Here is a 25,009-nt window from a genome sequence, read left to right as displayed (position 1 = left end):
GATGGCTGGTGACTTTTTAGTCACCAGCCATTTTGCGCTGTAAGGCGCCAGCAGCATTTCACACTGTTTGACTGCTGGTAGTCCTGACAATGTTTGTTTCTATCGACGACTTAATATACTGCGACAGGGTTCTCGCTCTGTGTAAATCGCAATGAAATGGTTTAAGCGTGATAGCAACAGATATTGCGGAAAGTATTCAATTTTCCGGTCAACAAAATGGTGTTGCATAAACTGTCCCTCCGATGGACAGAGTGGGTCGACTTGTCAGCGAGCTGAGGAACCCTATGGTTTACTCCTATACCGAGAAAAAACGTATTCGTAAGGATTTTGGTAAACGTCCACAAGTTCTGGACATTCCATATCTCCTTTCTATCCAGCTTGACTCGTTCCAGAAGTTTATCGAGCAAGATCCTGAAGGGCAGTACGGTCTGGAAGCGGCTTTCCGCTCCGTGTTCCCAATTGCCAGCTATAGCGGCAATTCTGAACTGCAGTACGTCAGCTACCGTCTTGGCGAACCTGTATTTGACGTTAAAGAATGTCAAATCCGTGGCGTGACCTATTCCGCACCGCTGCGCGTAAAACTGCGTCTGGTGATCTACGAGCGCGAAGCGCCGGAAGGCACCGTTAAAGACATTAAAGAACAAGAAGTGTACATGGGCGAAATTCCGCTCATGACCGACAACGGTACTTTTGTCATCAACGGTACTGAGCGCGTTATCGTTTCTCAGTTGCACCGTAGTCCTGGCGTTTTCTTCGACAGTGACAAAGGCAAAACCCACTCTTCTGGTAAGGTGCTGTATAACGCACGCATCATCCCTTACCGTGGTTCCTGGCTGGACTTCGAATTCGATCCGAAAGACAACCTGTTTGTCCGTATCGACCGTCGTCGTAAATTGCCTGCAACCATTATTCTGCGTGCACTGGATTACACCACTGAGCAGATTCTTGATCTGTTCTTTGAAAAAGTTGTCTTCGAAATTCGCGACAACAAGCTGCAGATGGAACTGGTGCCGGAGCGCCTGCGTGGCGAGACCGCATCTTTCGACATCGAAGCTAACGGTAAAGTCTATGTAGAAAAAGGCCGCCGCATTACCGCGCGCCATATTCGTCAGCTTGAAAAAGACGAAATTCAGCACATCGAAGTACCGGTTGAGTACATCGCGGGTAAAGTCGCGTCCAAAGACTATGTTGATGAGTCTACGGGTGAGCTGATCTGTCCGGCGAACATGGAGCTGAGCCTTGATCTGCTGGCTAAACTGAGCCAGTCCGGTCACAAGCGCATCGAAACGCTGTTCACCAACGATCTGGACCACGGTCCGTACATCTCGGAAACTGTACGCGTCGACCCAACCAATGATCGCCTGAGTGCGCTGGTAGAAATCTATCGCATGATGCGCCCCGGTGAGCCGCCGACTCGTGAAGCTGCTGAAAGCCTGTTCGAGAACCTGTTCTTCTCCGAAGACCGCTATGATCTGTCTGCGGTCGGTCGTATGAAGTTCAACCGTTCTCTGCTGCGTGATGAGATCGAAGGTTCCGGTATCCTGAGCAAAGAAGACATCATCGAAGTGATGAAAAAGCTCATCGATATCCGTAACGGTAAAGGCGAAGTGGACGATATCGACCACCTCGGCAACCGTCGTATCCGTTCCGTTGGCGAAATGGCGGAAAACCAGTTCCGTGTTGGTCTGGTCCGCGTAGAGCGTGCGGTGAAAGAGCGTCTGTCTCTGGGCGATCTGGATACCCTGATGCCTCAGGATATGATCAACGCCAAGCCGATTTCTGCGGCAGTGAAAGAGTTCTTTGGTTCCAGCCAGCTGTCTCAGTTTATGGACCAGAACAACCCGCTGTCTGAGATTACGCACAAACGTCGTATCTCCGCACTCGGCCCTGGCGGTCTGACCCGTGAACGCGCAGGCTTTGAAGTTCGAGACGTACACCCGACTCACTACGGTCGCGTATGTCCTATCGAAACGCCTGAAGGTCCGAACATCGGTCTGATCAACTCCCTGTCCGTGTATGCACAGACTAACGAATACGGTTTCCTCGAGACCCCGTACCGTAAAGTGACTGACGGTGTTGTAACCGACGAAATCCATTACCTGTCTGCTATCGAAGAAGGCAACTACGTTATCGCTCAGGCGAACTCCAACCTGGATGACGAAGGCCACTTTGTAGAAGATCTGGTTACCTGCCGTAGCAAAGGCGAATCCAGCTTGTTCAGCCGCGACCAGGTTGACTACATGGACGTTTCCACCCAGCAGGTGGTTTCTGTCGGTGCGTCCCTGATCCCGTTCCTGGAACACGATGACGCCAACCGTGCATTGATGGGTGCGAACATGCAACGTCAGGCCGTTCCAACTCTGCGCGCTGATAAGCCGCTGGTTGGTACTGGTATGGAACGTGCTGTTGCCGTTGACTCCGGTGTTACTGCGGTTGCTAAACGTGGCGGTATGGTTCAGTACGTGGATGCCTCCCGTATCGTTATCAAAGTTAACGAAGACGAGATGTACCCGGGCGAAGCCGGTATCGACATCTATAACCTGACCAAATACACCCGTTCTAACCAGAACACCTGTATTAACCAGATGCCTTGTGTGTCCCTGGGTGAACCAATCGAGCGCGGTGACGTGCTGGCAGATGGCCCGTCCACCGACCTCGGTGAGCTGGCGCTGGGTCAGAACATGCGTGTGGCATTCATGCCATGGAATGGTTACAACTTCGAAGACTCCATCCTCGTATCCGAGCGTGTTGTTCAGGAAGACCGTTTCACCACCATTCACATCCAGGAACTGGCATGTGTGTCCCGTGACACCAAGCTGGGGCCAGAAGAGATCACTGCTGACATCCCGAACGTGGGTGAAGCTGCGCTCTCCAAACTGGATGAATCCGGTATCGTTTACATCGGTGCGGAAGTGACCGGCGGCGACATTCTGGTTGGTAAGGTAACGCCGAAAGGTGAAACCCAGCTGACGCCAGAAGAAAAACTGCTGCGTGCGATCTTCGGTGAGAAAGCGTCTGACGTTAAAGACTCTTCTCTGCGTGTACCGAACGGTGTCTCTGGTACCGTTATCGACGTTCAGGTCTTTACCCGTGATGGCGTAGAAAAAGACAAGCGTGCACTGGAAATCGAAGAGATGCAGCTCAAACAGGCGAAGAAAGACCTGTCTGAAGAACTGCAGATCCTCGAAGCTGGTCTGTTCAGTCGTATCTACGCGGTGCTGGTTTCCGGTGGTGTTGAAGCTGAGAAGCTCGACAAACTGCCGCGTGACCGCTGGCTGGAACTGGGCCTGACCGACGAAGATAAACAAAATCAGCTGGAACAACTGGCTGAGCAGTATGACGAACTGAAACACGAGTTCGAGAAAAAACTCGAAGCGAAACGCCGCAAAATCACTCAGGGCGATGATCTGGCACCGGGCGTGCTGAAAATCGTTAAGGTTTATCTGGCCGTTAAACGTCAGATTCAACCGGGTGACAAAATGGCAGGTCGTCACGGTAACAAGGGTGTTATCTCTAAGATCAACCCGATCGAAGATATGCCGCACGATGCTAACGGTACGCCGGTAGATATCGTACTGAACCCGCTGGGCGTACCGTCTCGTATGAACATCGGTCAGATTCTGGAAACCCACCTGGGTATGGCAGCGAAAGGTATCGGCGATAAGATCAACGCCATGCTGAAACAGCAGCAAGAAGTCGCCAAACTGCGCGAATTCATCCAGAAAGCGTATGACCTCGGTGCCGACGTTCGTCAGAAAGTTGACCTGAACACCTTCAGCGATGAAGAAGTACTGCGTCTGGCTGAGAACCTGAAAAAAGGTATGCCGATCGCAACGCCAGTATTCGACGGTGCGAAAGAGTCTGAAATCAAGGAACTGTTACAGCTGGGTGGCCTGCCGACTTCCGGTCAGATCACACTGTTCGACGGTCGTACCGGTGAGCAGTTCGAGCGCCAGGTTACCGTTGGCTACATGTACATGCTGAAACTGAACCACCTGGTTGATGACAAGATGCACGCGCGTTCTACCGGTTCTTACAGCCTGGTTACTCAGCAGCCGCTGGGTGGTAAGGCGCAGTTCGGTGGTCAGCGCTTCGGGGAGATGGAAGTGTGGGCGCTGGAAGCATACGGCGCAGCATACACCCTGCAGGAAATGCTTACCGTTAAGTCTGATGACGTGAACGGTCGTACCAAGATGTATAAAAACATCGTGGACGGCAACCATCAGATGGAACCGGGCATGCCGGAATCCTTCAACGTACTGTTGAAAGAGATTCGTTCGCTGGGTATCAACATCGAACTGGAAGACGAGTAATTCTCGCTCAAACAGGTCACTGGTGTCGGGTTAACCCCCGACACCAGATTGTGCTAACTCCGACGGGAGCAAATCCGTGAAAGATTTATTAAAGTTTCTGAAAGCGCAGACTAAAACCGAAGAGTTTGATGCGATCAAAATTGCTCTGGCTTCGCCAGACATGATCCGTTCATGGTCTTTCGGTGAAGTTAAAAAGCCGGAAACCATCAACTACCGTACGTTCAAGCCTGAGCGTGACGGCCTTTTCTGTGCGCGTATTTTCGGGCCAGTAAAAGACTACGAGTGCCTGTGCGGTAAGTACAAGCGCCTGAAACACCGCGGTGTGATCTGTGAGAAGTGCGGCGTTGAAGTGACCCAGACTAAAGTACGCCGTGAGCGTATGGGCCACATCGAACTGGCATCTCCAACGGCGCACATCTGGTTCCTGAAATCTCTGCCGTCCCGTATCGGTCTGCTGCTGGATATGCCGCTGCGTGATATCGAACGTGTTCTGTACTTCGAATCCTATGTGGTTATCGAAGGCGGTATGACGAACCTGGAACGTAACCAGATTCTGACCGAAGAACAGTATCTGGACGCGCTGGAAGAGTTCGGTGACGAATTCGACGCGAAAATGGGTGCGGAAGCTATTCAGGCCCTGCTGAAAAGCATGGATCTGGAGCAAGAGTGCGAGCAACTGCGTGAAGAGCTGAACGAAACCAACTCCGAAACCAAGCGTAAAAAGCTGACCAAGCGTATCAAGCTGCTGGAAGCGTTCGTTCAGTCTGGTAACAAACCAGAGTGGATGATCCTGACCGTTCTGCCGGTTCTGCCGCCAGATCTGCGTCCGCTGGTTCCGCTGGATGGTGGTCGTTTCGCAACGTCGGATCTGAACGATCTGTACCGTCGCGTGATCAACCGTAACAACCGTCTGAAACGTCTGCTGGATCTGGCTGCGCCGGACATCATCGTACGCAACGAAAAACGTATGCTGCAGGAAGCGGTTGACGCCCTGCTGGATAACGGTCGTCGCGGTCGTGCGATCACCGGTTCTAACAAACGTCCTCTGAAATCTTTGGCCGATATGATCAAAGGTAAACAGGGTCGTTTCCGTCAGAACCTGCTCGGTAAGCGTGTTGACTACTCCGGTCGTTCTGTAATCACCGTAGGTCCATACCTGCGTCTGCATCAGTGCGGTCTGCCGAAGAAAATGGCACTGGAACTGTTCAAACCGTTCATCTACGGCAAGCTGGAACTGCGTGGCCTCGCCACCACCATCAAAGCCGCTAAGAAAATGGTTGAGCGTGAAGAAGCTGTCGTTTGGGATATCCTGGACGAAGTGATCCGCGAACACCCGGTACTGTTGAACCGTGCGCCAACCCTGCACCGTCTGGGTATCCAGGCTTTTGAACCGGTACTGATCGAAGGTAAAGCTATTCAGCTGCACCCGCTGGTTTGTGCGGCGTATAACGCCGACTTCGATGGTGACCAGATGGCTGTCCACGTACCGCTGACGCTGGAAGCCCAGTTGGAAGCGCGTGCGCTGATGATGTCTACCAACAACATCCTGTCTCCGGCGAACGGCGAACCTATCATCGTTCCGTCTCAGGACGTTGTACTGGGTCTGTACTATATGACCCGTGACAAAATCAATGCCAAAGGCGAAGGCATGGTGTTGACTGGCCCGAAAGAAGCGGAGCGTCTGTACCGTTCTGGCCAGGCTGAGCTGCATGCTCGCGTTAAAGTACGTATCACTGAGTTTGAAAAAAATGCTCAGGGCGAATTTACGTCTAAAACCAGCCTGATCGATACGACGGTAGGTCGTGCGATTCTGTGGATGATTGTGCCGAAAGGTCTGCCGTTCTCTATCGTGAACCAGCCGCTGGGCAAAAAAGCAATCTCCAAAATGCTGAACACCTGTTACCGCATTCTGGGTCTGAAACCGACTGTAATCTTTGCTGACCAGACCATGTATACCGGTTTTGCGTATGCAGCACGTTCTGGCGCCTCTGTTGGTATCGACGATATGGTTATCCCGGCGAAAAAAGCCGAGATCATCGCCGAAGCCGAAGCAGAAGTGGCTGAGATTCAGGAACAGTTCCAGTCCGGTCTGGTAACAGCGGGCGAACGCTATAACAAAGTTATCGATATCTGGGCCGCGGCGAACGATCGCGTATCCAAAGCGATGATGGATAACCTGCAGACTGAAACGGTTATTAACCGTAAAGGTGAAGAAGAACAGCAGGTTTCCTTTAACAGCATCTACATGATGGCTGACTCCGGTGCGCGTGGTTCTGCAGCACAGATTCGTCAGCTGGCAGGTATGCGTGGTCTGATGGCGAAGCCGGATGGCTCCATCATCGAAACGCCAATCACCGCGAACTTCCGTGAAGGTCTGAACGTACTCCAGTACTTCATCTCCACGCACGGTGCGCGTAAAGGTCTGGCGGATACCGCACTGAAAACAGCGAACTCCGGTTACCTGACCCGTCGTCTGGTTGACGTGGCACAGGACCTGGTCGTCACTGAAGATGACTGTGGCACTCTGGAAGGCATCACCATGACCCCGGTTATCGAGGGTGGCGATGTTAAAGAGCCGCTGCGCGATCGCGTACTGGGCCGTGTCACTGCGGAAGACGTTCTCAAACCGGGTACCGCAGACATTCTGGTTCCGCGTAACACGCTGCTGAACGAACAATGGTGTGACCTGTTAGAAGTGAACTCCGTTGACTCCGTTAAGGTTCGCTCCGTTGTATCCTGTGACACCGACTTTGGTGTTTGTGCGCACTGCTATGGTCGTGACCTGGCGCGTGGCCACATCATCAACAAAGGTGAAGCGATCGGTGTTATCGCAGCACAGTCCATCGGTGAGCCAGGTACACAGCTGACGATGCGTACGTTCCACATTGGTGGTGCGGCATCTCGTGCGGCTGCTGAATCCAGCATCCAGGTGAAAAACAAAGGTAGCATCAAGCTCAGCAACGCGAAATCGGTTGTGAACTCCAGCGGTAAACTGGTGGTGACCTCCCGTAACACCGAGCTGAAATTGATCGACGAATTCGGTCGTACCAAAGAGAGCTATAAAGTGCCTTACGGTGCTGTTATGGCGAAAGGCGATGGTGAGCAGGTTGCCGGCGGTGAAACCGTAGCAAACTGGGATCCGCACACCATGCCGGTTATCACCGAAGTGAGTGGTTTCATCCGCTTCACTGACATGATCGACGGTCAGACCATTACGCGTCAGACCGACGAACTGACCGGTCTGTCTTCTCTGGTGGTTCTGGATTCTGCTGAACGTACCGCGGGTGGTAAAGACCTGCGTCCGGCACTGAAAATCGTTGACGGCCAGGGTAACGATGTTCTGATCCCAGGTACCGATATGCCTGCTCAGTACTTCCTGCCAGGTAAAGCGATTGTTCAACTGGAAGATGGCGTACAGATCAGCTCTGGTGACACCCTGGCGCGTATTCCGCAGGAATCCGGCGGTACCAAGGATATCACCGGTGGTCTGCCGCGCGTTGCGGACCTGTTCGAAGCACGTCGTCCGAAAGAGCCGGCTATCCTGGCTGAAATCAGCGGTATTATTTCCTTCGGTAAAGAGACCAAAGGGAAACGTCGTCTGGTTATCACCCCGGTAGACGGTAGCGATCCGTACGAAGAGATGATTCCGAAATGGCGTCAGCTCAACGTGTTCGAAGGTGAACGTGTAGAACGTGGTGACGTGGTTTCCGACGGTCCGGAAGCGCCGCACGACATTCTGCGTCTGCGTGGTGTGCATGCTGTGACTCGTTACATCGTTAACGAAGTTCAGGACGTATACCGTCTGCAGGGCGTTAAGATTAACGATAAACACATTGAAGTTATCGTTCGTCAGATGCTGCGTAAAGCCACCATCGAAAGCGCAGGCAGCTCCGACTTCCTGGAAGGCGAGCAGGTTGAATACTCCCGCGTCAAGATTGCTAACCGCGATCTGGAAGCGAACGGCAAAATCGGTGCGACCTTCTCGCGCGATCTGCTGGGTATCACCAAAGCTTCTCTGGCAACCGAATCGTTCATCTCTGCGGCATCGTTCCAGGAGACTACCCGTGTCCTGACCGAAGCAGCCGTTGCGGGCAAACGCGACGAACTGCGTGGCCTGAAAGAGAACGTTATCGTGGGTCGTCTGATCCCGGCCGGTACCGGTTATGCGTACCACCAGGATCGTATGCGCCGTCGCGCAGCGGGCGAACTGCCGGCTGCACCGCAGGTTACTGCAGAAGATGCTTCTGCAAGCCTGGCAGAACTGCTGAACGCAGGTCTGGGCGGTTCCGACAACGAGTAATCGTTGCTGACACGTTGATGTAAGTTAAGCTGCACCCCAAAGGTTGGGTTCCAACTGAATAGGGTGCAGTTTTTTTTTGCCTTTTCATGCCAGATTTTCCTTCCCCCCCTTTTTCAGTCAAACCTTCACCACACCACCATTCTCAATAAGTAAAATCCTGGATTAATTAAAATGAAATGGTGTTTTAGTTGTCTTCGTCACAATTTCTTTTCCTCTGTTTGTTAAAATACGCCCCGTTAGCATGCCTTTACCCAGGCCATTTTCGTGACCAGAAAGAAGGGGCTTTATTTTCAAATCCTGATAGTAGTCTTATGTTCAGATTTATAACGACTGGTTAATTTTAACCAGCGCGTCGCTATAGCATTAAATAATGCAATCCTTTTTAGGTTGCTAAATTATAACAATAATTCTGAGAGTTATTCTTAGGGCTCAGCTCGTTTTAATATTACTGAAATACTAACTAAAAGATACAAAACATTATCAGTTAATAATCAATGCTTACGGTGGAAGGGTTTATTATGGATTACGTCATTAAAATATTAGGTACGCCAGCAATAATTATAGCTTTTATTGCTTTTCTGGGATTGGCTCTACAAAAAAGTAGCATTACGAATATTATCAAAGGAACGCTCCTTGCTTTTATTGGCTTTGTTTTAATAAAAACCGGTGGCAGCATACTTGGTGGTGTTCTGACGATGTTCAGTGACCTGTTCACTAATGCATTCGGCTTACGGGGAGTTGTTCCAAGCAATGAAGCTATCATGGCATTGACTATTGATAAGCTGGGCAGGCCTGCCGCATTTATTTTGTTCTTTGCGATGATTATTAACGTCCTGCTGGCACGTTATACCCGTTTTAAAGCGATATACCTCTCGCTGCATCTGATAGTCTTTATGTCATTTTCCGTTACCGCAGCCCTCATTGGCCTTGGCTATGGTGAGCAATTTGCTATTATTTTTGGCTCTGTGGTCATTGGCACTTACATGGCCGTTTTTCCTACCATATTGTCACGCTTTAGCCGTAAAATTATTGGCCATAATGATTATTGCATAGCCCATGCGGCATCCAGTTCCTATATTATTGGCTCTTATTTAGGGAAATGGTTTGGCAATACAGCGACTAACGTTGAAGAAGTGAAAGTTAGCGATAAATTCAGCTTTCTCAAGAATGCTGATGTTGCCACTTTTCTGACTATGTTCTGTCTGTTGGGTATTTCTTCTATATTCGCTGAACATGCTTTCCTCGATAAGATGTTAGCGGGTAAACCTTATCTGGTTTGGTTATTAGAAAAATCAGCTACCTTTGCTGGTGGTTTGTATATAGCCAAGAAAGGTGTGGTCATGTTTACCGAGGAAATCGTACCCGCTTTCAAAGGCTTTTCTCAAATTGTTGCGCCTGGCTCTATTCCCGCGGTGGATCCGATGGTGTTGTTTGATAAGTCCCCGAACGCGGTACTCATCGGTTTTCTGGTGAGCTTTATGGCGGAGCTGTGCTGCGTTGCACTGTTCCCGTTTATTGGCCTGCCAGTGATTATTCCCGGCATCATGGCGAGTTTTATTACCGGCGGTAGTGCTGCTATTTTTGGTAATGCGACCGGTGGCTTGCGGGGGGCATTGATCGCCAGTTTCGTAAACGGTCTGCTGCTGTGCATTCTGCCTGCATTAGTACTGCCGTTGTTCAGCCACCTGGGTGTTGACAGTGTGACCTTCGCTGACCCTGATTTCACATTCCTGTCAGCCATTATTAAATATACGTTTGGTTTGGCTCATTAATCGTACTGCAGGCCATATATAAGGCCTGCAAAGTCTGTTTTAGCGAGGTGTAAGAATGTTTATTTATAAAAATGAGACGGTGCTGGAAGATTTGGGTAACGGTGTCAATCGCAGAATTCTGGCCCATGGCGGCACGATGATGGCGGTGGAGGTTAACTTTACAAAAGGTGCCGTAGGACCGATGCATAGCCACCCGCATGAGCAGCTCACTTATGTGTTATCCGGACGCTTTAGCTTTACGATTGATGGCGTGACGAAAGAGGTCAGCGCTGGCGATACTCTCTACAAAAAGCCACATGTTGAGCACGGTTGTGTTTGTCTGGAAGCGGGAACGTTGCTGGATACCTTCACGCCGCAACGTGAAGACTTTTTGTCCTAAGCGCTTCCGCGCTTAATGACAATAACATCCGCATCGTACCCAGGAATGCGCGTTGGCAATGGCTAAATAGCAAAATGCCCGACTTGTCGGGCATCATGCATGACTGAAAAAGAGGGATTATTGATTAACGGGCGGCAGGCGGCGGTAGAGCTCAATCATGTCTCCGGCCAAATCCTGGATGACCATCGCATTCATTAGATGATCCTGAGAATGGACGGTAATCAAGTTGACCGGCAGTTTTCCGGTACCCTCATCAAGACCAATAAGCTGGGTCTGTATTTTATGCGCGTTTTTAACGAACTCATGGGATTCTTCCATGGCCTGTTCCGCGCCGGAAAAATCGCCTTTACGCGCCAGTTGCAGCGCCGTCAGCGCCTGGCTACGTGCTGCGCCTGCATTAACTAACAGCTCCATAATGATGGTTTCTAAATCTTCCACGCGCTTACTCCATCAGCTTGAGGGCTTTTTCCAGAACGACATCACCTTTCATCATGCCGTAATCCATCATATCGATAACCGCGACCTTTTTGCCCAGCGGTTCAGCCTGCGCCTGCAACTTGGCCTGCTCATATTTCACCTGCGGCCCGAGCAGTACAATATCAGCGGTAGCGATATTGTCTTTAAACTCAGCGACGGGAACGGCTTTAATGGAAACTTCTACCCCTTTTTTCTGCGCTGCGTCTTTCATGCGTTGAACCAGCATGCTGGTGGACATCCCCGCAGCACAGCATAAAACGATGTTTTTCATAGTCAGCCTCGATGTGGATGGGATAATTGATAATTATCCCGTGCCGGCCCCTTCAACAACCGCATTTCCATGAATGTGTGTATAGCATCACAAACATTCACTACGCCGCCTGAAACCGGTTACAACGAGGTTGACGAATCGGAGGGAAGCGACTTACTGCACGACACGATTTGGTTTTTGCCCTGCTGTTTCGCCCGGTAAAGCGCCTCATCAACGCTATTAACCAGTTGCTCCAGCGGCTCCATTTGCCACTCGCCTAGCCCGGCGCTAAAGGTTACGTTAAGGCCTTCTTCGCGCCAGTCACGATTGGCCACATTGATGCGCCACTGTTCAAGGAGAGGGTGCGCATTAGCCATATGTTCACCCGGGAAGATAACGGCAAACTCTTCGCCTCCATAACGGTACAGGGAAATATGCTGAGGTTGTAAAACCTGTAGTCCCTCCCTGGCGACGTTCCGTAACACAATGTCACCGCTCAGGTGCCCCCAGGTATCGTTGATGGACTTAAAGTTGTCGATATCAACCAGCGCCAGCGCAAACTCCTTATGTTCGTTCATGAGTGAGGCAATATCGCCATCAAACGCCCGCCGGTTTTTACAGTTGGTGAGCGCATCCATGGTGGCCTGACGTACCCAGTTTTGCTCTCGTTCTTTATTGGTCAAAATCGCCTTACTGAGCATAAGCTCCAGTTTCGGGGCGCTTTTAACATCACCTGTTTCAATGGCATTAATGATATTCATCAACACCGTGCGTGAGGCATGGCGTAAATACAGACCGAACAGGATGATGATTATCGCCGCCGCCGCAAAGCCCCAGATGACCGTTAAACTTTCATGGCGCAGCAGGTTATCCATCGTCGTGTCAGTGACTTTGAAAATCGCAAACCAGTCCGGGTTGGTCAGTGAACTGTAGTAATACCAGCAATGGAATTGCTCATCATAGAGGATACCTTCGCCGCTGGTCATTTCCGCCGTTAGCGCCGGGCGGATTGCTGTATTGAACAATATCCCTGTGTCAGGATGCATCATTATTTTCCCGTCACGATCGACCACGAAAAATTCCCCCTGGGTAGGAGACTGCATTTTTCGCAGGCCGAAACTCATTGAGGCGAGATCAAGATGAAACGCCAGCGTCCCCTTTAAGCGACCTTCCGGTGAAATGACCGGTTTGTAGAGAGTGATGGTGGGTTTATGGGTAAAGTAGTCGCTGTAGGTACCGGTATACTGACTTAACATCCGCGCTTCGGCTTGATGGACAAACCACGGTCGAGTCTGCGGCTGAAAGCGCTGGCTCTCTTCGGTGTTGAGGACTTCCGGCGCGCGCAGATGATGGCCTTGTGGATCCGCAAGGGAGATAGAGGAAACGGAAGGCATTAACGACAGTATCTGCATTAATGTCTGCAAGCCTTCCTCTGCCCCTGAGTTTACCATCGTGTTGAGTCGGTCATTATGGGCAAAATAGCTGGCGGCGCGGTCAAGAATAAATTCATCCTCCTGCAGAACCGTCTCGGTATAATTTGCCGCTATGTTGTGGGTAAATGCCAGGTTAACTTTATGATAATCGTCAAGATTATCTTTGCGCTGGCTCAGTGTCACCAGAGCGGCGATCACCACAAAGCAGACAAAGATACCGATAAAGCTCACCAGAACAGGCATCGTGAAGGAAAGCTTTTTGCTATGTATTTTCATGATCTTCGGGTGTGATGGACAGTGAACAGAAAAAGTATAGGGAAGCGTAGCGAACAGGGGGAAAACTATTACCGATACTGCATTTTTATGTTTATCTGATCAATATTACATCAATCAGCATACTGTGTGGTAATGGTGCTTTTTTAAATGAGAGTTATGCTGACTTATATCAATTATGTAGTTTTATATTGAGCCTAAGAGGCGGGGTGGCAGCGAGAAATATGTCCACCCCGGTCAGCATCCATTGCTGACAGGCGCAGAGTAGAAAATCGGGGCGTCGTCCTCAACGTCCCGATAGGCGTGATGCGCGGCGTCTCGAAAGATATCAGCGCGTGACTGCAACGTTGCCATTTTCTTGCGGCGTTCTTCCCAACCAACTGTCCCAGTCTTTCCACACGGGTTGTAAACCTCGTGCTGCCAGCGCGCTGGCTACCTGTTCTGGCCGACGGTTATCATGCGGTGAAAATTGTTCCAGTTCCGGATGATTATCGGCATAACCACCGGGTTGGGTTTTGGAAAATGCGCTGACGTTATTGATGGCCAGCGGCACCACATGATCGCGAAACCAGGGGGATTCACGTGTTGAGAGTGACAGTTCGATTTCTGGTGAAAAGAGTCGAAAAGCGCAAATGGTCTGCACTAACTGACGCTCATCCATAATCGACGCGGGCTCAATGCCGCCAGCGCAAGGGCGTAATCGGGGAAACGAAACAGAAAAACGGCTTTGCCAGTAGCGCTGCTGTAGCCATAACAAATGCTCCGCCATCATGTAACAGTCCACCCGCCAGCTGTCAGAAAGGCCAATTAACGCGCCAAGGCCGATTTTATCGATACCCGCCTGGCCGAGCCTGTCCGGCGTCTCCAGGCGCCAGAAAAAATCCTGTTTCTTGCCGCGCAGATGATGCCGGGCATACTGTGCTTCGTGCCAGGTTTCCTGATACACCATGACGCCATCCAGCCCCAGTGTTTTCAGCTCGGCATATTCCTCCATGGAGAGTGGCTGTACTTCCATCTGCAATGAGGCGAACTGGCGACGAATCGTCGGCAGGTGACGGCGGAAATAGTCCATTCCCACTTTTCCCTGGTGCTCGCCAGTGACCAGCAACAAATGTTCGAACCCCATTTCACGGATGGCTGCACATTCGCGCGCGATATCCGATTCATCGAGCGTCTTGCGCTTGATGTGGTTACTCATCGAAAAGCCACAGTAGGTACAGTCGTTGGCGCATAAGTTAGAGAGGTACAACGGGACGTAAAAGCTCACCGTATTGCCAAAGCGCTGGCGTGTGAGACGCTGTGCTTTTTGTGCCAGAGGCTCCAGATAAGCGCCGGCGGCGGGAGAGAGAAGGGCCATTAAGTCATCGCGGGTCGGGCGCGCGGCATTCAGGGCTCGCTCCACATCGGCCGCCGTTTTACTGCTAATTCGTAGCCGAAGATCATCCCAGTTCAGCGTTCGCCAGTAATCGGTAAACGTCTTCATACACTGGCCTCCAGAAAACCGGTAAGCGGGCTGGTGGCAACAGCATGCGAATGACGCGCGCCGGGAACCGCCCGCCGTGCCAGCATGCCGGCCTCAACCGCCAGACGGAACGCATGCGCCATTGTTACCGGATCGTCAGCCACGGCAATCGCCGTATTCACCAGAACTGCATCAGCGCCCATTTCCAGCGCCTGCGTTGCATGGCAGGGGACGCCAATACCGGCATCGACCACCACCGGCACGGTCGCCTGTTCGATGATGATCTCCAGCATCGCGCGTGTTTCCAGCCCCTGGTTGGAACCAATGGGTGCGCCCAGAGGCATGACGGCGGCACAACCGACCTCTTCGAGACGCTTACATAACACCGGATCTGCGCCACAGTAAGGCAACACGACAAATCCCTGTTTCACCAGCGCTTCTGCCGCTTTCAGCGTCTCGATAGGGTCCGGCAAAAGCCAGCGGGCATCCGGGTGGATTTCCAGTTTCAGCCAGTGCGTGCCCAGTGCTTCGCGTGCCAGTTGCGCGGCAAAAATGGCTTCTTGCGCCGTTTTCGCTCCTGATGTGTTAGGCAGCAGCGTGACGCCGGCTGCCAGTAGTGGCGCGAGGATGGCATCGTTATGCTGACGTAAATCCACGCGTTTCATCGCCAGTGTGACTAACTGGCTGCCGGAAGCGCGAATGGCATCAACCATCAGCGCTGCGTTGGCAAATTTCCCGGTGCCGGTAAACAAATGTGAATCAAATTGTTTGTCTGCAATGCGTAACATCTCAGCCCCCTGCAATAACCTGGAAAAGCAGGATCTGGTCGCCGTCCTGCACGATATGCTCTTCCCACCGCTCACGCGGGAGAATTTGTTGATTAAGCGCCAACGCGGCGCCGGGTTTTAACTGATCAAGTTGCTGCAAAAGGGCCGTGATGGTCAGCGCATCGTCGAGTTGCATTGGGCTGTCATTGAACTGGATGTGCATGTAGCCCTCCACAAACCGGGCAATCGCTGGCCCGGCGTAATGCCAGGCTGCGCCAGTTGTTGGCGCGGGCGTCGAACAGGCGCAATTCCCCGCTGGTAGTGGTTATCCCACTCAAAAGCTTGATGGCTTCCAGCGCCTGTAATGTGCCCATTACACCAACCACCGGACCGATCACACCGGCGGTACGACAGTTGCGTTCAGGCTCCTGTTCATCTGGCCACAAACAGCGATAGCAACCATGGGTCCACGGCGGTGTGAGCACCATCAACTGCCCCCCGAAACCCACGGCGCTGGCGGTAATCAACGGTGTGCTGGTGCTGACGCAGGCGGCATTAATCGCCTGACGTGTCGCCATATTGTCGGTGCAATCGAGTACCAGATCGGCATTGTCCACCGCGTGGCGCAACGCCTCGCCGGAAAGGCGTTGCTCAAGGGCGAACAGTGAAATTTCCGGGTTGAGCCGCCCCAGGCGCTGCCTGGCGACCTGTGATTTCGACCGCGCGATATCGTCGGTCGTAAACACGATTTGCCGCTGCAGGTTACTCAGATGCACGTCATCGTCGTCGGCCAGCACCAGCGTACCCACGCCAGCACCTGCCAGGTAGAGCGCGGCGGGGGAGCCTAACCCGCCTAATCCGACAATCAGCACCCGACTGGCGAGCAGTTTTTGTTGCCCGTCAATGGCGATATCTTCCAGCAACATCTGGCGGCTATAACGCATAAAGTCACGATCATTCATCGCCAACCCCCGCCAGATCCAGTAATTGCGCCGTTGCCTTACGCCAGTCAGCCGCCTGCGTAATAGCGCTGACGACCGCAATACTGCCTGTGCCGGTCGCAAGCACTTCGGGCGCGCGTGCAAGGCTGATCCCTCCGATGGCGACGGTCGGATAATCGGCAAGCCTTTTGATATGGCGTGCCAGTTGTTCCAGCCCCTGCGGTGCCGAAGGCATCTGTTTCGTCTGCGTCGGGAAGACATGTCCAAGGGCGATATAGGACGGGCGTGCGGCGAGCGCCACGTCAATTTCCATATCGTCGTGAGTCGATACGCCGAGACGCAGGCCCGCCGCCTGAATCGCTTTCAGGTCGGTGGTTTCCAGGTCTTCCTGGCCCAGATGTACGCCGTACGCGTTATGTTTTATCGCCAGTCGCCAGTAGTCATTGATAAACAGGCGGGCGTTGTAGCGACGCCCCAGCGCAATGGCAGCAACCACGTCGGCCTCAACCTCTTCGTCACGCTTCTCTTTGATGCGTAACTGAATGGTTCGTACACCGGCTTCAAGCAGGCGTTCAATCCACGCCACGCTATCGACCACCGGGTAAAGGCCTAAACGCAGGGGGACCCGCGGGAAATCTGGTTGGTACATCAGACTTCCTCCTTTTTGAGATAGATCTCACCGCCTTTGGCGCGGAAGGTTTCAGACATATCAGCCATCCCCACTTCAATGGTCTGGGCTGCGGCGTAATCCCGCACTTCCTGGCTGATCTTCATTGAGCAGAATTTCGGTCCGCACATGGAGCAGAAGTGGGCGACTTTACCGGACTCCTGCGGCAGGGTTTCATCGTGATAGGCACGGGCGGTGAACGGGTCAAGCGCCAGGTTGAACTGGTCTTCCCAGCGGAATTCGAAACGCGCTTTGGACATGGCGTTATCGCGGATCTGCGCACCGGGATGGCCTTTCGCCAGATCCGCTGCGTGGGCGGCGATCTTGTAGGTAATCAGTCCTTGCTTCACATCCTCTTTGTTTGGCAGGCCGAGATGCTCTTTTGGCGTGACATAGCAGAGCATGGCGCAGCCAAACCAGCCGATCATTGCCGCGCCAATCCCGGAGGTGAAGTGGTCATAACCCGGTGCGATATCGGTCGTCAACGGCCCCAGCGTGTAGAACGGCGCTTCATGGCAATGCTCAAGCTCTTCGGTCATGTTGCGGCGAATCATCTGCATCGGTACGTGCCCAGGGCCTTCAATCATCACCTGCACATCGTATTCCCAGGCAATTTTGGTCAGTTCGCCCAGCGTATGCAGTTCGGCAAACTGCGCTGCGTCGTTGGCATCCTGAATCGAGCCTGGACGCAGACCATCGCCGAGAGAGAGCGAGACATCATAGGCGGCGCAGATTTCACAGATTTCGCGGAAGTGTTCGTAGAGGAAGTTTTCCTGATGGTGAGACAGGCACCACTTCGCCATGATAGAACCGCCGCGCGAGACGATGCCGGTCAGGCGTTTGGCGGTCATCGGCACGTAGCGCAGCAGCACGCCGGCGTGAATGGTGAAGTAGTCGACACCTTGCTCAGCCTGCTCCAGCAGGGTGTCACGGAAGGCTTCCCAGGTCAGGTTTTCGGCGATGCCGTTCACCTTCTCTAATGCCTGGTAGATCGGCACAGTACCAATCGGCACCGGGCTGTTACGCAGGATCCATTCGCGGGTTTCGTGAATATAGCGGCCCGTTGAGAGGTCCATTACCGTATCCGCGCCCCAGCGCGTGGACCACACCAGCTTTTCGACCTCTTCTTCGATGGAGGAGGTGACCGCCGAGTTGCCGATGTTGGCGTTGACCTTCACCAGGAAATTGCGCCCGATAATCATTGGTTCCGATTCCGGGTGGTTGATGTTGGCGGGAATGATGGCGCGTCCGACTGCCACTTCGTCGCGCACGAATTCCGCGGTGATATTTTCTGGCAGGTTAGCGCCAAAGCTGTGGCCAGGATGCTGCTGGCGCAACACCTCGCCACGGATACGCTCGCGACCCATGTTTTCACGAATGGCGATGAACTCCATTTCCGGGGTCACAATCCCCTGGCGCGCATAATGCAGTTGGGTAACACGCTGGCCCGCTTTGGCCCGTTTCGGTGTCAGTAAACCGCTAAAACGCAGGTCGTTCAGGCCATCATCCGCAAGCCGCTCCCTGGTGTACACAGAACTGCGATCGCGCAGTTCTTCGGTATCATCACGGGCGTCAATCCACGGCTGACGCAGTTTTGCCAGCCCTTGCTGCGCGTCGATAGCCACATTCGGGTCGCCATAAGGACCGGAGGTGTCATAGACCGGAATCGCCTCATTTTCTTCGTATTGGGGGTTGTCTTTCGAGCCGCCGATAAGCGTCGGGCTAAGCTGGATTTCGCGCATCGGAATACGAATATCAGGCTGGGAGCCGGTGATGTAGATGCGTCTTGAGTTCGGGAATGCGGTGCCTTCCAGCGTGTCGATAAAATGTTGCGCCTGGGCGCGTTGTTCACGGCGTGTAAGTTGATTTGCAGACATAGCTCATTCCAGATGTTAAGGACATGGCTTGTCAGACGACGGATGGAGTAATAACAACAGATCACCGCAAGGGTGATTGATGTGAATGGATTACTCTTGTTCCCTTCGCAGGTTCTAACCTGATCAGGTTCCGCGGATCCCGAATTAACGGTCTCAGCCTTTTCCACTTCATGCTTCGCGCTGTCTCTTTGATGGCTACGTCCGCTCACCCCGTCGCTTACTTATGTAAGCTCCCGGAATTCACTGACCTGCCGCGTCAAGGCATCGCGAATGCTGCTGTGGAAATATAGGCACTCCGACAAGAAAAACCCCGTCCAAAGACGGGGGACTGTTTTTTAAACTACGCGTTAATCAGAAAGAACTCAAGCAGGACGCGCCATTCCACTTTCGTCGTTAGCGCCGTCCTTAAGATTGTTGTCGTATGCCAGTACGATCAACTTATCCTCAAGCGTGAAGCGGGCTGCCAGCGCTTCACCGATATCAGACAGCGCCTGCTGGAATTCAACGTAATTGTCATCATCGATAGCGTTTTCCAGGCTGGAGTCGTAATACTCCATAATTTCCAGGGTATTGGCTTCGAGGAGAGGATAAATCTGCGTGGAGGCTAAAAGTGGGCTGGTCCCTTCCATTTCACCGATAATCCGTTCATAAATATTAAAATGACCGGCGGAAAGGTATTCAACCAGGTTATGACAGAATTCGTCCAGCGCTTTTTCATTCAGCTGCATGTACGAGCCTTTTCCAGGTGTTATGCCAACCAGGTTGTAGTAATGAACCAGTAGCTGTTTTCGGTTATACAGCCAGTTGTCGACCAGTTCGTTACTTCCTCCAATTCGTTCCGCCAGGGTTGCTAACTGGTTTAGCATAATTGACTCCGCAATATTAAGATTAAAAAAAGCTCGAATGTAATAATAATGTTAACAACATGCCAGTAAAGCTAAGGTAGTGCAAACAAATGCATCGTATTATCGAGTCATCAGATCATGGCTGGTGGATCGTAAGCCATGAACAAAAATTATGGTTGCCCGGGGGAGAATTACCACTCGGTAATGCAGGAAATTTCGATCTTGTGGGGCAAAGCGCACTGCGGATAGGCGAATGGGACGGCGAACCTGTGTGGATGATCCGCCAGAATCGTCGGCAGGAGATGGGAACCGTTCGTCAGGTCATTGAGCAGGATCCTGGATTGTTTCAACTGGCCGGGCGTGGTGTTCAACTGGCTGAGTTTTACCGCTCACACAAGTTTTGTGGTTATTGCGGGCATACTATGCACCCCAGTAAGACAGAGTGGGCCATGCTATGTGACCATTGCCGCGAACGTTATTACCCGCAAATTGCGCCTTGCATTATCGTTGCCATTCGCCGCGACGACAAAATTCTACTGGCTCAGCACACCCGTCATCGTAATGGTATTTATACCGTTCTGGCCGGTTTTGTCGAAGTGGGCGAAACGCTGGAACAGGCCGTCGCGCGTGAAGTGATGGAAGAGAGCGGTATCAAAGTGAAAAACCTGCGTTATATCACCTCGCAGCCCTGGCCATTCCCGCAATCGTTGATGACAGCTTTTATGGCGGAATATGACAGTGGGGAGATTGTTATCGATCCCAAAGAGTTGATAGATGCCGGCTGGTACCGCTACGACGATCTGCCGCTGTTGCCGCCACCGGGTACCGTGGCCCGTCGTCTGATTGAAGATACGGTAGCGCAGTGTCGGGCAGACTACGAGTGACATGATACACTTCGTCCTTCAATTGGCCTCATTGTTGGCTGCTTTTGCTTGCCCCGGCCACTGACCTGAGTAAGCTCCCGGGGTTCGCTCAATTGCTGCGGCGATGCCACGTAAATGACTTTGTGTATAAACTGGCGGCCAGACGCTAAAGGAATGTAAACATGACCGAATTAAAAAACGATCGCTACCTTCGCGCACTTTTGCGCCAGCCGGTGGATGTGACGCCAGTATGGATGATGCGTCAGGCTGGTCGCTATCTCCCGGAGTACAAAGCGACGCGCGCGCAGGCAGGTGATTTTATGTCGCTGTGCAAAAATGCCGAGCTGGCGTGCGAAGTCACCCTTCAGCCTTTACGTCGCTATAACCTCGACGCGGCCATCCTGTTTTCCGATATCCTGACCATCCCGGACGCGATGGGGTTAGGACTCTATTTCGAGGCGGGCGAAGGTCCTCGTTTTACCTCTCCCATTACCTGCCATGCGGACGTGGAAAAACTGCCCGTGCCCGATCCGGAACAGGAACTGGGTTACGTCATGAACGCCGTGCGCACGATCCGCCGTGAGCTTAAAGGCGAAGTGCCGCTGATTGGTTTCTCGGGTAGCCCGTGGACGCTGGCTACCTATATGGTGGAAGGGGGCAGCAGCAAAGCCTTTACCGTCATTAAAAAGATGATGTACGCCGAACCGCAAACGCTGCATTTACTGCTCGATAAGCTGGCCAGCAGCGTCACTCTGTACCTTAACGCACAGATCAAAGCGGGTGCCCAATCCGTGATGATTTTCGACACCTGGGGCGGTGTGCTGACCGGGCGCGATTATCAGCAATTCTCGCTCTATTACATGCATAAGATTGTTGACGGCCTGCTGCGTGAAAACGACGGCAAGCGCGTGCCCGTGACGCTGTTTACCAAAGGCGGCGGACAGTGGCTGGAAGCGATGGCGGAGACGGGCTGTGATGCACTGGGCCTTGACTGGACGACGGATATCAGCGATGCACGCCGCCGCGTCGGCCATAAAGTGGCACTGCAGGGCAACATGGATCCCTCGATGCTTTATGCCGCACCTGCCCGCATTGAAGACGAAGTGGCGTCTATACTTGCTGGTTTCGGACAAGGTGAAGGGCATGTGTTTAACCTCGGTCACGGCATCCACCAGGATGTGCCGCCAGAACACGCTGGCGTATTTGTGGAGGCGGTGCACAGGCTCTCAGCCCCGTATCACCAGTAAGGAGTCGTTATGGATCTTGCGTCGCTACGCGCTCAACAAATTGAATTTGCCGCTTCTGTTTCCCGTGAGGATCGTCTGGAAAAAGATCCGCCTTCCCTGATCGGCGGTGCGGATGTGGGGTTTGAGCAAGGCGGTGAAGTGACGCGTGCCGCAATGGTGCTGTTGACCTGGCCTGAACTGGAACTGGTTGAGTATAAAGTGGCGCGTATTGCGACCACGATGCCTTATATCCCCGGCTTTCTCTCTTTCCGTGAATATCCCGCGCTGCTTGCTGCGTGGGAGCTGCTCTCGCAAAAACCGGATCTGCTCTTTGTCGACGGGCATGGAATATCGCATCCCCGCCGTCTGGGGGTCGCCAGCCACTTTGGCCTACTGGTAGATGTACCGACCATTGGCGTGGCTAAAAAACGGCTGTGCGGGAAATTTGAGCCCCTCTCTGACGAACCGGGCGCTCTGGCGCCGCTAATGGACAAAGGCGAACAACTGGCATGGGTCTGGCGCAGCAAAGCGCGCTGTAATCCACTTTTCGTGGCGACAGGGCATCGTGTAAGCGTGGATACCGCGCTGGCATGGGTACAGCGTTGCATGAAAGGCTATCGCCTGCCTGAACCGACCCGGTGGGCCGATGCAGTGGCATCGGGTCGCCCTGCATTCGCGCGTTGGCAGGAAATTCAGCGTTGATTCAGGTACACTGCCGCTAATTTCTGCATCAGAGAACCTATCATGTTACAAAACCCGATTCACCTGCGTCTGGAGAAGCTGGCAACGTGGCAGCACGTCACCTTTATGGCCTCTCTTTGCGAGCGCATGTATCCCAATTACGCCATGTTCTGCCAGGAAACGGAGTTTGGCGACCCGCAGCTTTATCGCCGCATTCTCGATTTGGTGTGGGAAACGCTGACGGTAAAAGATGCGAAGGTGAATTTCGATAATCAGCTTGAGAAGCTGGAAGAGGCAATTCCCTCGGCTGACGACTACGATATGTACGGTGTCTACCCGGCGATTGATGCGTGTGTGGCGCTTAGTGATCTTATTCATGCTCTGCTGAGCGGTGAATCGATGGAGTACGCGGTTGAGGTGAGTAAGACGTCTATTACCACCGTTGCGATGCTGGAAATGACCCAGGAAGGTCGCGAAATGACCGACGAAGAGCTGAAAGAGAATCCGGCGGTTGAACAGGAATGGGACATTCAGTGGGAGATTTTCCGCCTTTTGGCTGCCTGCGAAGAACGCGATATTGAGCTGATCAAAGGCCTTCGCGCAGACCTGCGTGAGGCCGGAGACAGTAATATCGGTATAAATTTGCAGCAATGAGACAACAAAACGTGATTTAACGCCTGTTTTGTCGTCCTGGGAGGCTTCCCTTCGCACCCCCGTCTGGTCTACATTTGGGGGGCGAAAAAACGTGGCTATCGGTGCGTGTATGCAGGAGAGTGCTTTTGAGGCATTTCCGTCGCACTCGATGCTTAGCAAGCGATAAACACATTGAAAGGATAACTTATGAACAAGACTCAACTGATTGATGTAATTGCAGACAAGGCTGATCTGTCTAAAGCGCAAGCGAAAGCTGCTCTTGAATCCACCCTGGCTGCGATTACTGAGTCTCTGAAAGAAGGCGATGCTGTACAACTGGTTGGTTTCGGTACCTTCAAAGTGAACCACCGCGCTGAGCGTACTGGCCGCAACCCGCAGACCGGTAAAGAAATCAAAATCGCCGCAGCTAATGTACCGGCGTTTGTTTCTGGTAAAGCACTGAAAGACTCTGTTAAGTAAGACAGGCGTGGCAGTGAACAGTTTTATCGAAGGGGCTTTGCGGCCCCTTTTGTCTTTCTGGCACCGATCACGGGTGCTGGCGGGCGTGCTGTTCTTAACTGCCTGTAGCCACAACGCCTCACTTCCCCCCTTCACCGCCAGCGGCTACGCCGGGGACCAGGGCGCAGAGCGCCTTTGGCGCAAAGATTCCGACAGCGAGACCCATCTTCTCGCCGCCTTTAGCCCGTGGCACAACGGGAATACCTCTCTGAGCGAATACCGCTGGCAGGGCGATGAACTCCAGCTTATTGAACTCAATATCTATGGTAAAACCCCGGAACATATCCGTGTGCGCTTTGATGATCACGGCGAGCTGAGTTTCATGCAGCGTGAAGTCAACGGTCAGAAACAGCAGCTTTCCAGCGATCAGATAGCGCTCTACCGTTATCGCGCGAACCAACTACGGCAGACCAGCGACGCATTGCGTCTTGGGCGTGTGGTGCTCCGCCAGGGCCGTTGGCATGCCAACGGTTCCGTAACAACATGCGAAGGCCAAACTGTCAAACCTGACCTCGATTCTCTGGCTATTAGCCATATAGAGCGTCGGCAGAATCATTCATCGGCAGAAGTGAGCGTTGCGTGGCTGGAAGGGCCAGAGGGTTCTCAGTTGCTGCTGGTGGCCAATGAGGATTTTTGTACCTGGCAGCCAACTGAGAAAAGCTTCTAAGTCTTACCAGTGATTCATTCCCATATGTTCGCGACCTCCGCCGCAACTTCCGTGTCCCATGCCTTCGCCGCGAGGAATACCTGCCTGTGCTAAGGCGATATCAAACTTGACTCGCTGCTGGTCCAGTTTTTGTCTCAGTGTTTCCATCTCCTGGGCTGCGGACTCAATTTTTGTGCTGTCCGGCTTATCGGCGGTTAATAACGCATTGTATTCATAGCGTTTTGAGGTGAGTTGCTGGCGTAACGCACGGGTTTGTTCATAAAAATCATTATGTAGCTTCTGGGCAGTGGCCTGTTGTTCAGTGCTCAGTTGGCTGTAACCCTGCGGGCCCATTCCGTTTCCGTTATTCCCGTGGTGCCTTGCCCATGCTGAGCTGCTACCTAAGGTCAGTGCGGCAAGGGTAATGAGTGTCACTGTTATTTTTTGGTTCCGTTTCATCGTTTATTCTCCTGGGTGGTAGTTATTCAGTGATTTGCATCTTCCATGCCAGGATGAGAGACCCGCAGATATAGGGTGCTATAGGGGCACAGGCCGATGGCGGCGAGTAAAAATGACTCACGGTAAAGAGTAAGGTGGGTCATTTTTACTCGTTCTCCTTGCGGGTTTATGGCCGCGGGCAGGTTTACCGCGGCAGAAAAATGGCATGATTTCTGCTGAGTGAACG

Annotated in this window: 21 protein-coding genes; 10 read left to right on the top strand and 11 right to left on the bottom strand. The window is 52.7% G+C overall.

Annotated features, from left to right (window positions below; translation table 11 throughout):
• Positions 1-284: 284 nt before the first annotated feature.
• The 4 genes from rpoB to AB182_RS23795 all read left to right on the top strand — a co-directional run bounded on the left by rpoB (position 285) and on the right by AB182_RS23795 (position 10,764).
• Complete coding sequence (gene rpoB, locus AB182_RS23810; RefSeq protein ID WP_047372259.1) at positions 285-4,313, top strand: DNA-directed RNA polymerase subunit beta; 4,029 nt, start codon at positions 285-287, stop codon at positions 4,311-4,313.
• A gap of 76 nt (positions 4,314-4,389) precedes the next feature.
• On the top strand, positions 4,390-8,613 hold the full coding sequence (gene rpoC / locus AB182_RS23805; RefSeq protein ID WP_047372258.1) for a DNA-directed RNA polymerase subunit beta': 4,224 nt from the start codon (positions 4,390-4,392) through the stop codon (positions 8,611-8,613).
• Positions 8,614-9,131: 518 nt separating this feature from the next.
• Positions 9,132-10,385, top strand: a complete 1,254-nt coding sequence (locus tag AB182_RS23800; protein WP_047372257.1) for a PTS ascorbate transporter subunit IIC — start codon at positions 9,132-9,134, stop codon at positions 10,383-10,385.
• Positions 10,386-10,440: 55 nt separating this feature from the next.
• Complete coding sequence (locus tag AB182_RS23795) at positions 10,441-10,764, top strand: cupin domain-containing protein (protein ID WP_047372256.1); 324 nt, start codon at positions 10,441-10,443, stop codon at positions 10,762-10,764.
• Between the two features lie 117 nt (positions 10,765-10,881).
• Here AB182_RS23795 and AB182_RS23790 read toward each other — a convergent pair whose 3' ends face one another.
• From AB182_RS23790 to AB182_RS23745, 10 genes are all read right to left on the bottom strand, one after another.
• A complete protein-coding gene (locus AB182_RS23790; RefSeq protein ID WP_047372255.1) occupies positions 10,882-11,202 on the bottom strand; it encodes a PTS lactose/cellobiose transporter subunit IIA in 321 nt (106 codons plus the stop codon).
• A gap of 4 nt (positions 11,203-11,206) precedes the next feature.
• Positions 11,207-11,512, bottom strand: coding sequence for a PTS sugar transporter subunit IIB (locus tag AB182_RS23785; RefSeq protein ID WP_039076854.1), 306 nt, complete (start codon positions 11,510-11,512; stop codon positions 11,207-11,209).
• A gap of 119 nt (positions 11,513-11,631) precedes the next feature.
• On the bottom strand, positions 11,632-13,200 hold the full coding sequence (locus AB182_RS23780) for a sensor domain-containing diguanylate cyclase (protein WP_047372254.1): 1,569 nt from the start codon (positions 13,198-13,200) through the stop codon (positions 11,632-11,634).
• Positions 13,201-13,525: 325 nt separating this feature from the next.
• The gene (gene thiH, locus AB182_RS23775; protein WP_047372253.1) at positions 13,526-14,680 is read right to left on the bottom strand and encodes a 2-iminoacetate synthase ThiH; all 1,155 of its coding nucleotides are present in this window, start codon (positions 14,678-14,680) and stop codon (positions 13,526-13,528) included.
• Positions 14,677-15,447 carry a thiazole synthase gene (gene thiG / locus AB182_RS23770; RefSeq protein ID WP_047372252.1) on the bottom strand — a complete coding sequence of 257 codons (771 nt, stop codon included), beginning with the start codon at positions 15,445-15,447 and terminating at the stop codon, positions 14,677-14,679. The genes thiH and thiG overlap by 4 nt, the downstream gene beginning before the upstream one ends.
• A 1-nt stretch (position 15,448) precedes the next feature.
• The gene (gene thiS / locus AB182_RS23765; RefSeq protein WP_047372251.1) at positions 15,449-15,649 is read right to left on the bottom strand and encodes a sulfur carrier protein ThiS; all 201 of its coding nucleotides are present in this window, start codon (positions 15,647-15,649) and stop codon (positions 15,449-15,451) included.
• Positions 15,630-16,388, bottom strand: a complete 759-nt coding sequence (locus AB182_RS23760) for a HesA/MoeB/ThiF family protein (protein WP_047372250.1) — start codon at positions 16,386-16,388, stop codon at positions 15,630-15,632. The genes thiS and AB182_RS23760 overlap by 20 nt, the downstream gene beginning before the upstream one ends.
• Positions 16,381-17,016 (bottom strand): thiamine phosphate synthase, encoded by a 636-nt coding sequence (gene thiE, locus AB182_RS23755; RefSeq protein ID WP_047372249.1) that lies wholly within the window; start codon positions 17,014-17,016, stop codon positions 16,381-16,383. The genes AB182_RS23760 and thiE overlap by 8 nt, the downstream gene beginning before the upstream one ends.
• The gene (gene thiC, locus AB182_RS23750) at positions 17,016-18,911 is read right to left on the bottom strand and encodes a phosphomethylpyrimidine synthase ThiC (RefSeq protein ID WP_047372248.1); all 1,896 of its coding nucleotides are present in this window, start codon (positions 18,909-18,911) and stop codon (positions 17,016-17,018) included. Before thiC ends, thiE begins: the two co-directional genes overlap by 1 nt.
• Positions 18,912-19,273: 362 nt before the next feature.
• Positions 19,274-19,777 (bottom strand): Rsd/AlgQ family anti-sigma factor, encoded by a 504-nt coding sequence (locus AB182_RS23745; RefSeq protein WP_047372247.1) that lies wholly within the window; start codon positions 19,775-19,777, stop codon positions 19,274-19,276.
• A gap of 89 nt (positions 19,778-19,866) precedes the next feature.
• Between AB182_RS23745 and nudC the strand changes: the two genes are divergently transcribed.
• The 6 genes from nudC to AB182_RS23715 all read left to right on the top strand — a co-directional run bounded on the left by nudC (position 19,867) and on the right by AB182_RS23715 (position 24,345).
• Positions 19,867-20,640: an NAD(+) diphosphatase gene (gene nudC, locus AB182_RS23740; protein WP_047372246.1), complete on the top strand. Its 774-nt coding sequence runs from the start codon at positions 19,867-19,869 to the stop codon at positions 20,638-20,640.
• Between the two features lie 161 nt (positions 20,641-20,801).
• Positions 20,802-21,866 carry a uroporphyrinogen decarboxylase gene (gene hemE / locus AB182_RS23735; RefSeq protein ID WP_047372245.1) on the top strand — a complete coding sequence of 355 codons (1,065 nt, stop codon included), beginning with the start codon at positions 20,802-20,804 and terminating at the stop codon, positions 21,864-21,866.
• Between the two features lie 9 nt (positions 21,867-21,875).
• Positions 21,876-22,547 carry a deoxyribonuclease V gene (nfi, locus tag AB182_RS23730; RefSeq protein WP_047372244.1) on the top strand — a complete coding sequence of 224 codons (672 nt, stop codon included), beginning with the start codon at positions 21,876-21,878 and terminating at the stop codon, positions 22,545-22,547.
• A 42-nt stretch (positions 22,548-22,589) separates the two neighbouring features.
• The gene (locus tag AB182_RS23725) at positions 22,590-23,180 is read left to right on the top strand and encodes a YjaG family protein (RefSeq protein ID WP_047372243.1); all 591 of its coding nucleotides are present in this window, start codon (positions 22,590-22,592) and stop codon (positions 23,178-23,180) included.
• Between the two features lie 186 nt (positions 23,181-23,366).
• Positions 23,367-23,639 carry a nucleoid-associated protein HU-alpha gene (hupA, locus tag AB182_RS23720; RefSeq protein WP_035890328.1) on the top strand — a complete coding sequence of 91 codons (273 nt, stop codon included), beginning with the start codon at positions 23,367-23,369 and terminating at the stop codon, positions 23,637-23,639.
• Positions 23,640-23,652: 13 nt separating this feature from the next.
• A complete protein-coding gene (locus AB182_RS23715) occupies positions 23,653-24,345 on the top strand; it encodes a DUF1481 domain-containing protein (RefSeq protein ID WP_047372242.1) in 693 nt (230 codons plus the stop codon).
• 3 nt (positions 24,346-24,348) lie between these two features.
• Here AB182_RS23715 and zraP read toward each other — a convergent pair whose 3' ends face one another.
• Entirely contained in the window at positions 24,349-24,783 is a 435-nt protein-coding gene (gene zraP, locus AB182_RS23710) for a zinc resistance sensor/chaperone ZraP (RefSeq protein ID WP_047372241.1), read from the bottom strand.
• Positions 24,784-25,009: the final 226 nt, after the last annotated feature.

The organism is Phytobacter ursingii, assembly GCF_001022135.1.
Taxonomy (GTDB): domain Bacteria; phylum Pseudomonadota; class Gammaproteobacteria; order Enterobacterales; family Enterobacteriaceae; genus Phytobacter; species Phytobacter ursingii.
Note: the sequence above shows the minus strand (reverse complement) of the source record. Positions and strands in the feature narration are given on the sequence as shown.

Excerpts from the sequence above, each read along its gene's own strand:
- hemE (WP_047372245.1), top strand. The coding sequence starts at position 20,802 with ATGACCGAATTAAAAAACGATCGCTACCTTCGCGCACTTTTGCGCCAG.
- thiG (WP_047372252.1), bottom strand. The coding sequence starts at position 15,447 with ATGTTACGCATTGCAGACAAACAATTTGATTCACATTTGTTTACCGGC.
- thiH (WP_047372253.1), bottom strand. The coding sequence starts at position 14,680 with ATGAAGACGTTTACCGATTACTGGCGAACGCTGAACTGGGATGATCTT.
- hupA (WP_035890328.1), top strand. The coding sequence starts at position 23,367 with ATGAACAAGACTCAACTGATTGATGTAATTGCAGACAAGGCTGATCTG.
- AB182_RS23745 (WP_047372247.1), bottom strand. The coding sequence starts at position 19,777 with ATGCTAAACCAGTTAGCAACCCTGGCGGAACGAATTGGAGGAAGTAAC.
- AB182_RS23780 (WP_047372254.1), bottom strand. The coding sequence starts at position 13,200 with ATGAAAATACATAGCAAAAAGCTTTCCTTCACGATGCCTGTTCTGGTG.
- thiC (WP_047372248.1), bottom strand. The coding sequence starts at position 18,911 with ATGTCTGCAAATCAACTTACACGCCGTGAACAACGCGCCCAGGCGCAA.
- rpoB (WP_047372259.1), top strand. The coding sequence starts at position 285 with ATGGTTTACTCCTATACCGAGAAAAAACGTATTCGTAAGGATTTTGGT.
- thiE (WP_047372249.1), bottom strand. The coding sequence starts at position 17,016 with ATGTACCAACCAGATTTCCCGCGGGTCCCCCTGCGTTTAGGCCTTTAC.
- nudC (WP_047372246.1), top strand. The coding sequence starts at position 19,867 with ATGCATCGTATTATCGAGTCATCAGATCATGGCTGGTGGATCGTAAGC.
- nfi (WP_047372244.1), top strand. The coding sequence starts at position 21,876 with ATGGATCTTGCGTCGCTACGCGCTCAACAAATTGAATTTGCCGCTTCT.
- AB182_RS23800 (WP_047372257.1), top strand. The coding sequence starts at position 9,132 with ATGGATTACGTCATTAAAATATTAGGTACGCCAGCAATAATTATAGCT.
- thiS (WP_047372251.1), bottom strand. The coding sequence starts at position 15,649 with ATGCACATCCAGTTCAATGACAGCCCAATGCAACTCGACGATGCGCTG.
- AB182_RS23785 (WP_039076854.1), bottom strand. The coding sequence starts at position 11,512 with ATGAAAAACATCGTTTTATGCTGTGCTGCGGGGATGTCCACCAGCATG.
- zraP (WP_047372241.1), bottom strand. The coding sequence starts at position 24,783 with ATGAAACGGAACCAAAAAATAACAGTGACACTCATTACCCTTGCCGCA.
- AB182_RS23795 (WP_047372256.1), top strand. The coding sequence starts at position 10,441 with ATGTTTATTTATAAAAATGAGACGGTGCTGGAAGATTTGGGTAACGGT.
- AB182_RS23760 (WP_047372250.1), bottom strand. The coding sequence starts at position 16,388 with ATGAATGATCGTGACTTTATGCGTTATAGCCGCCAGATGTTGCTGGAA.
- AB182_RS23725 (WP_047372243.1), top strand. The coding sequence starts at position 22,590 with ATGTTACAAAACCCGATTCACCTGCGTCTGGAGAAGCTGGCAACGTGG.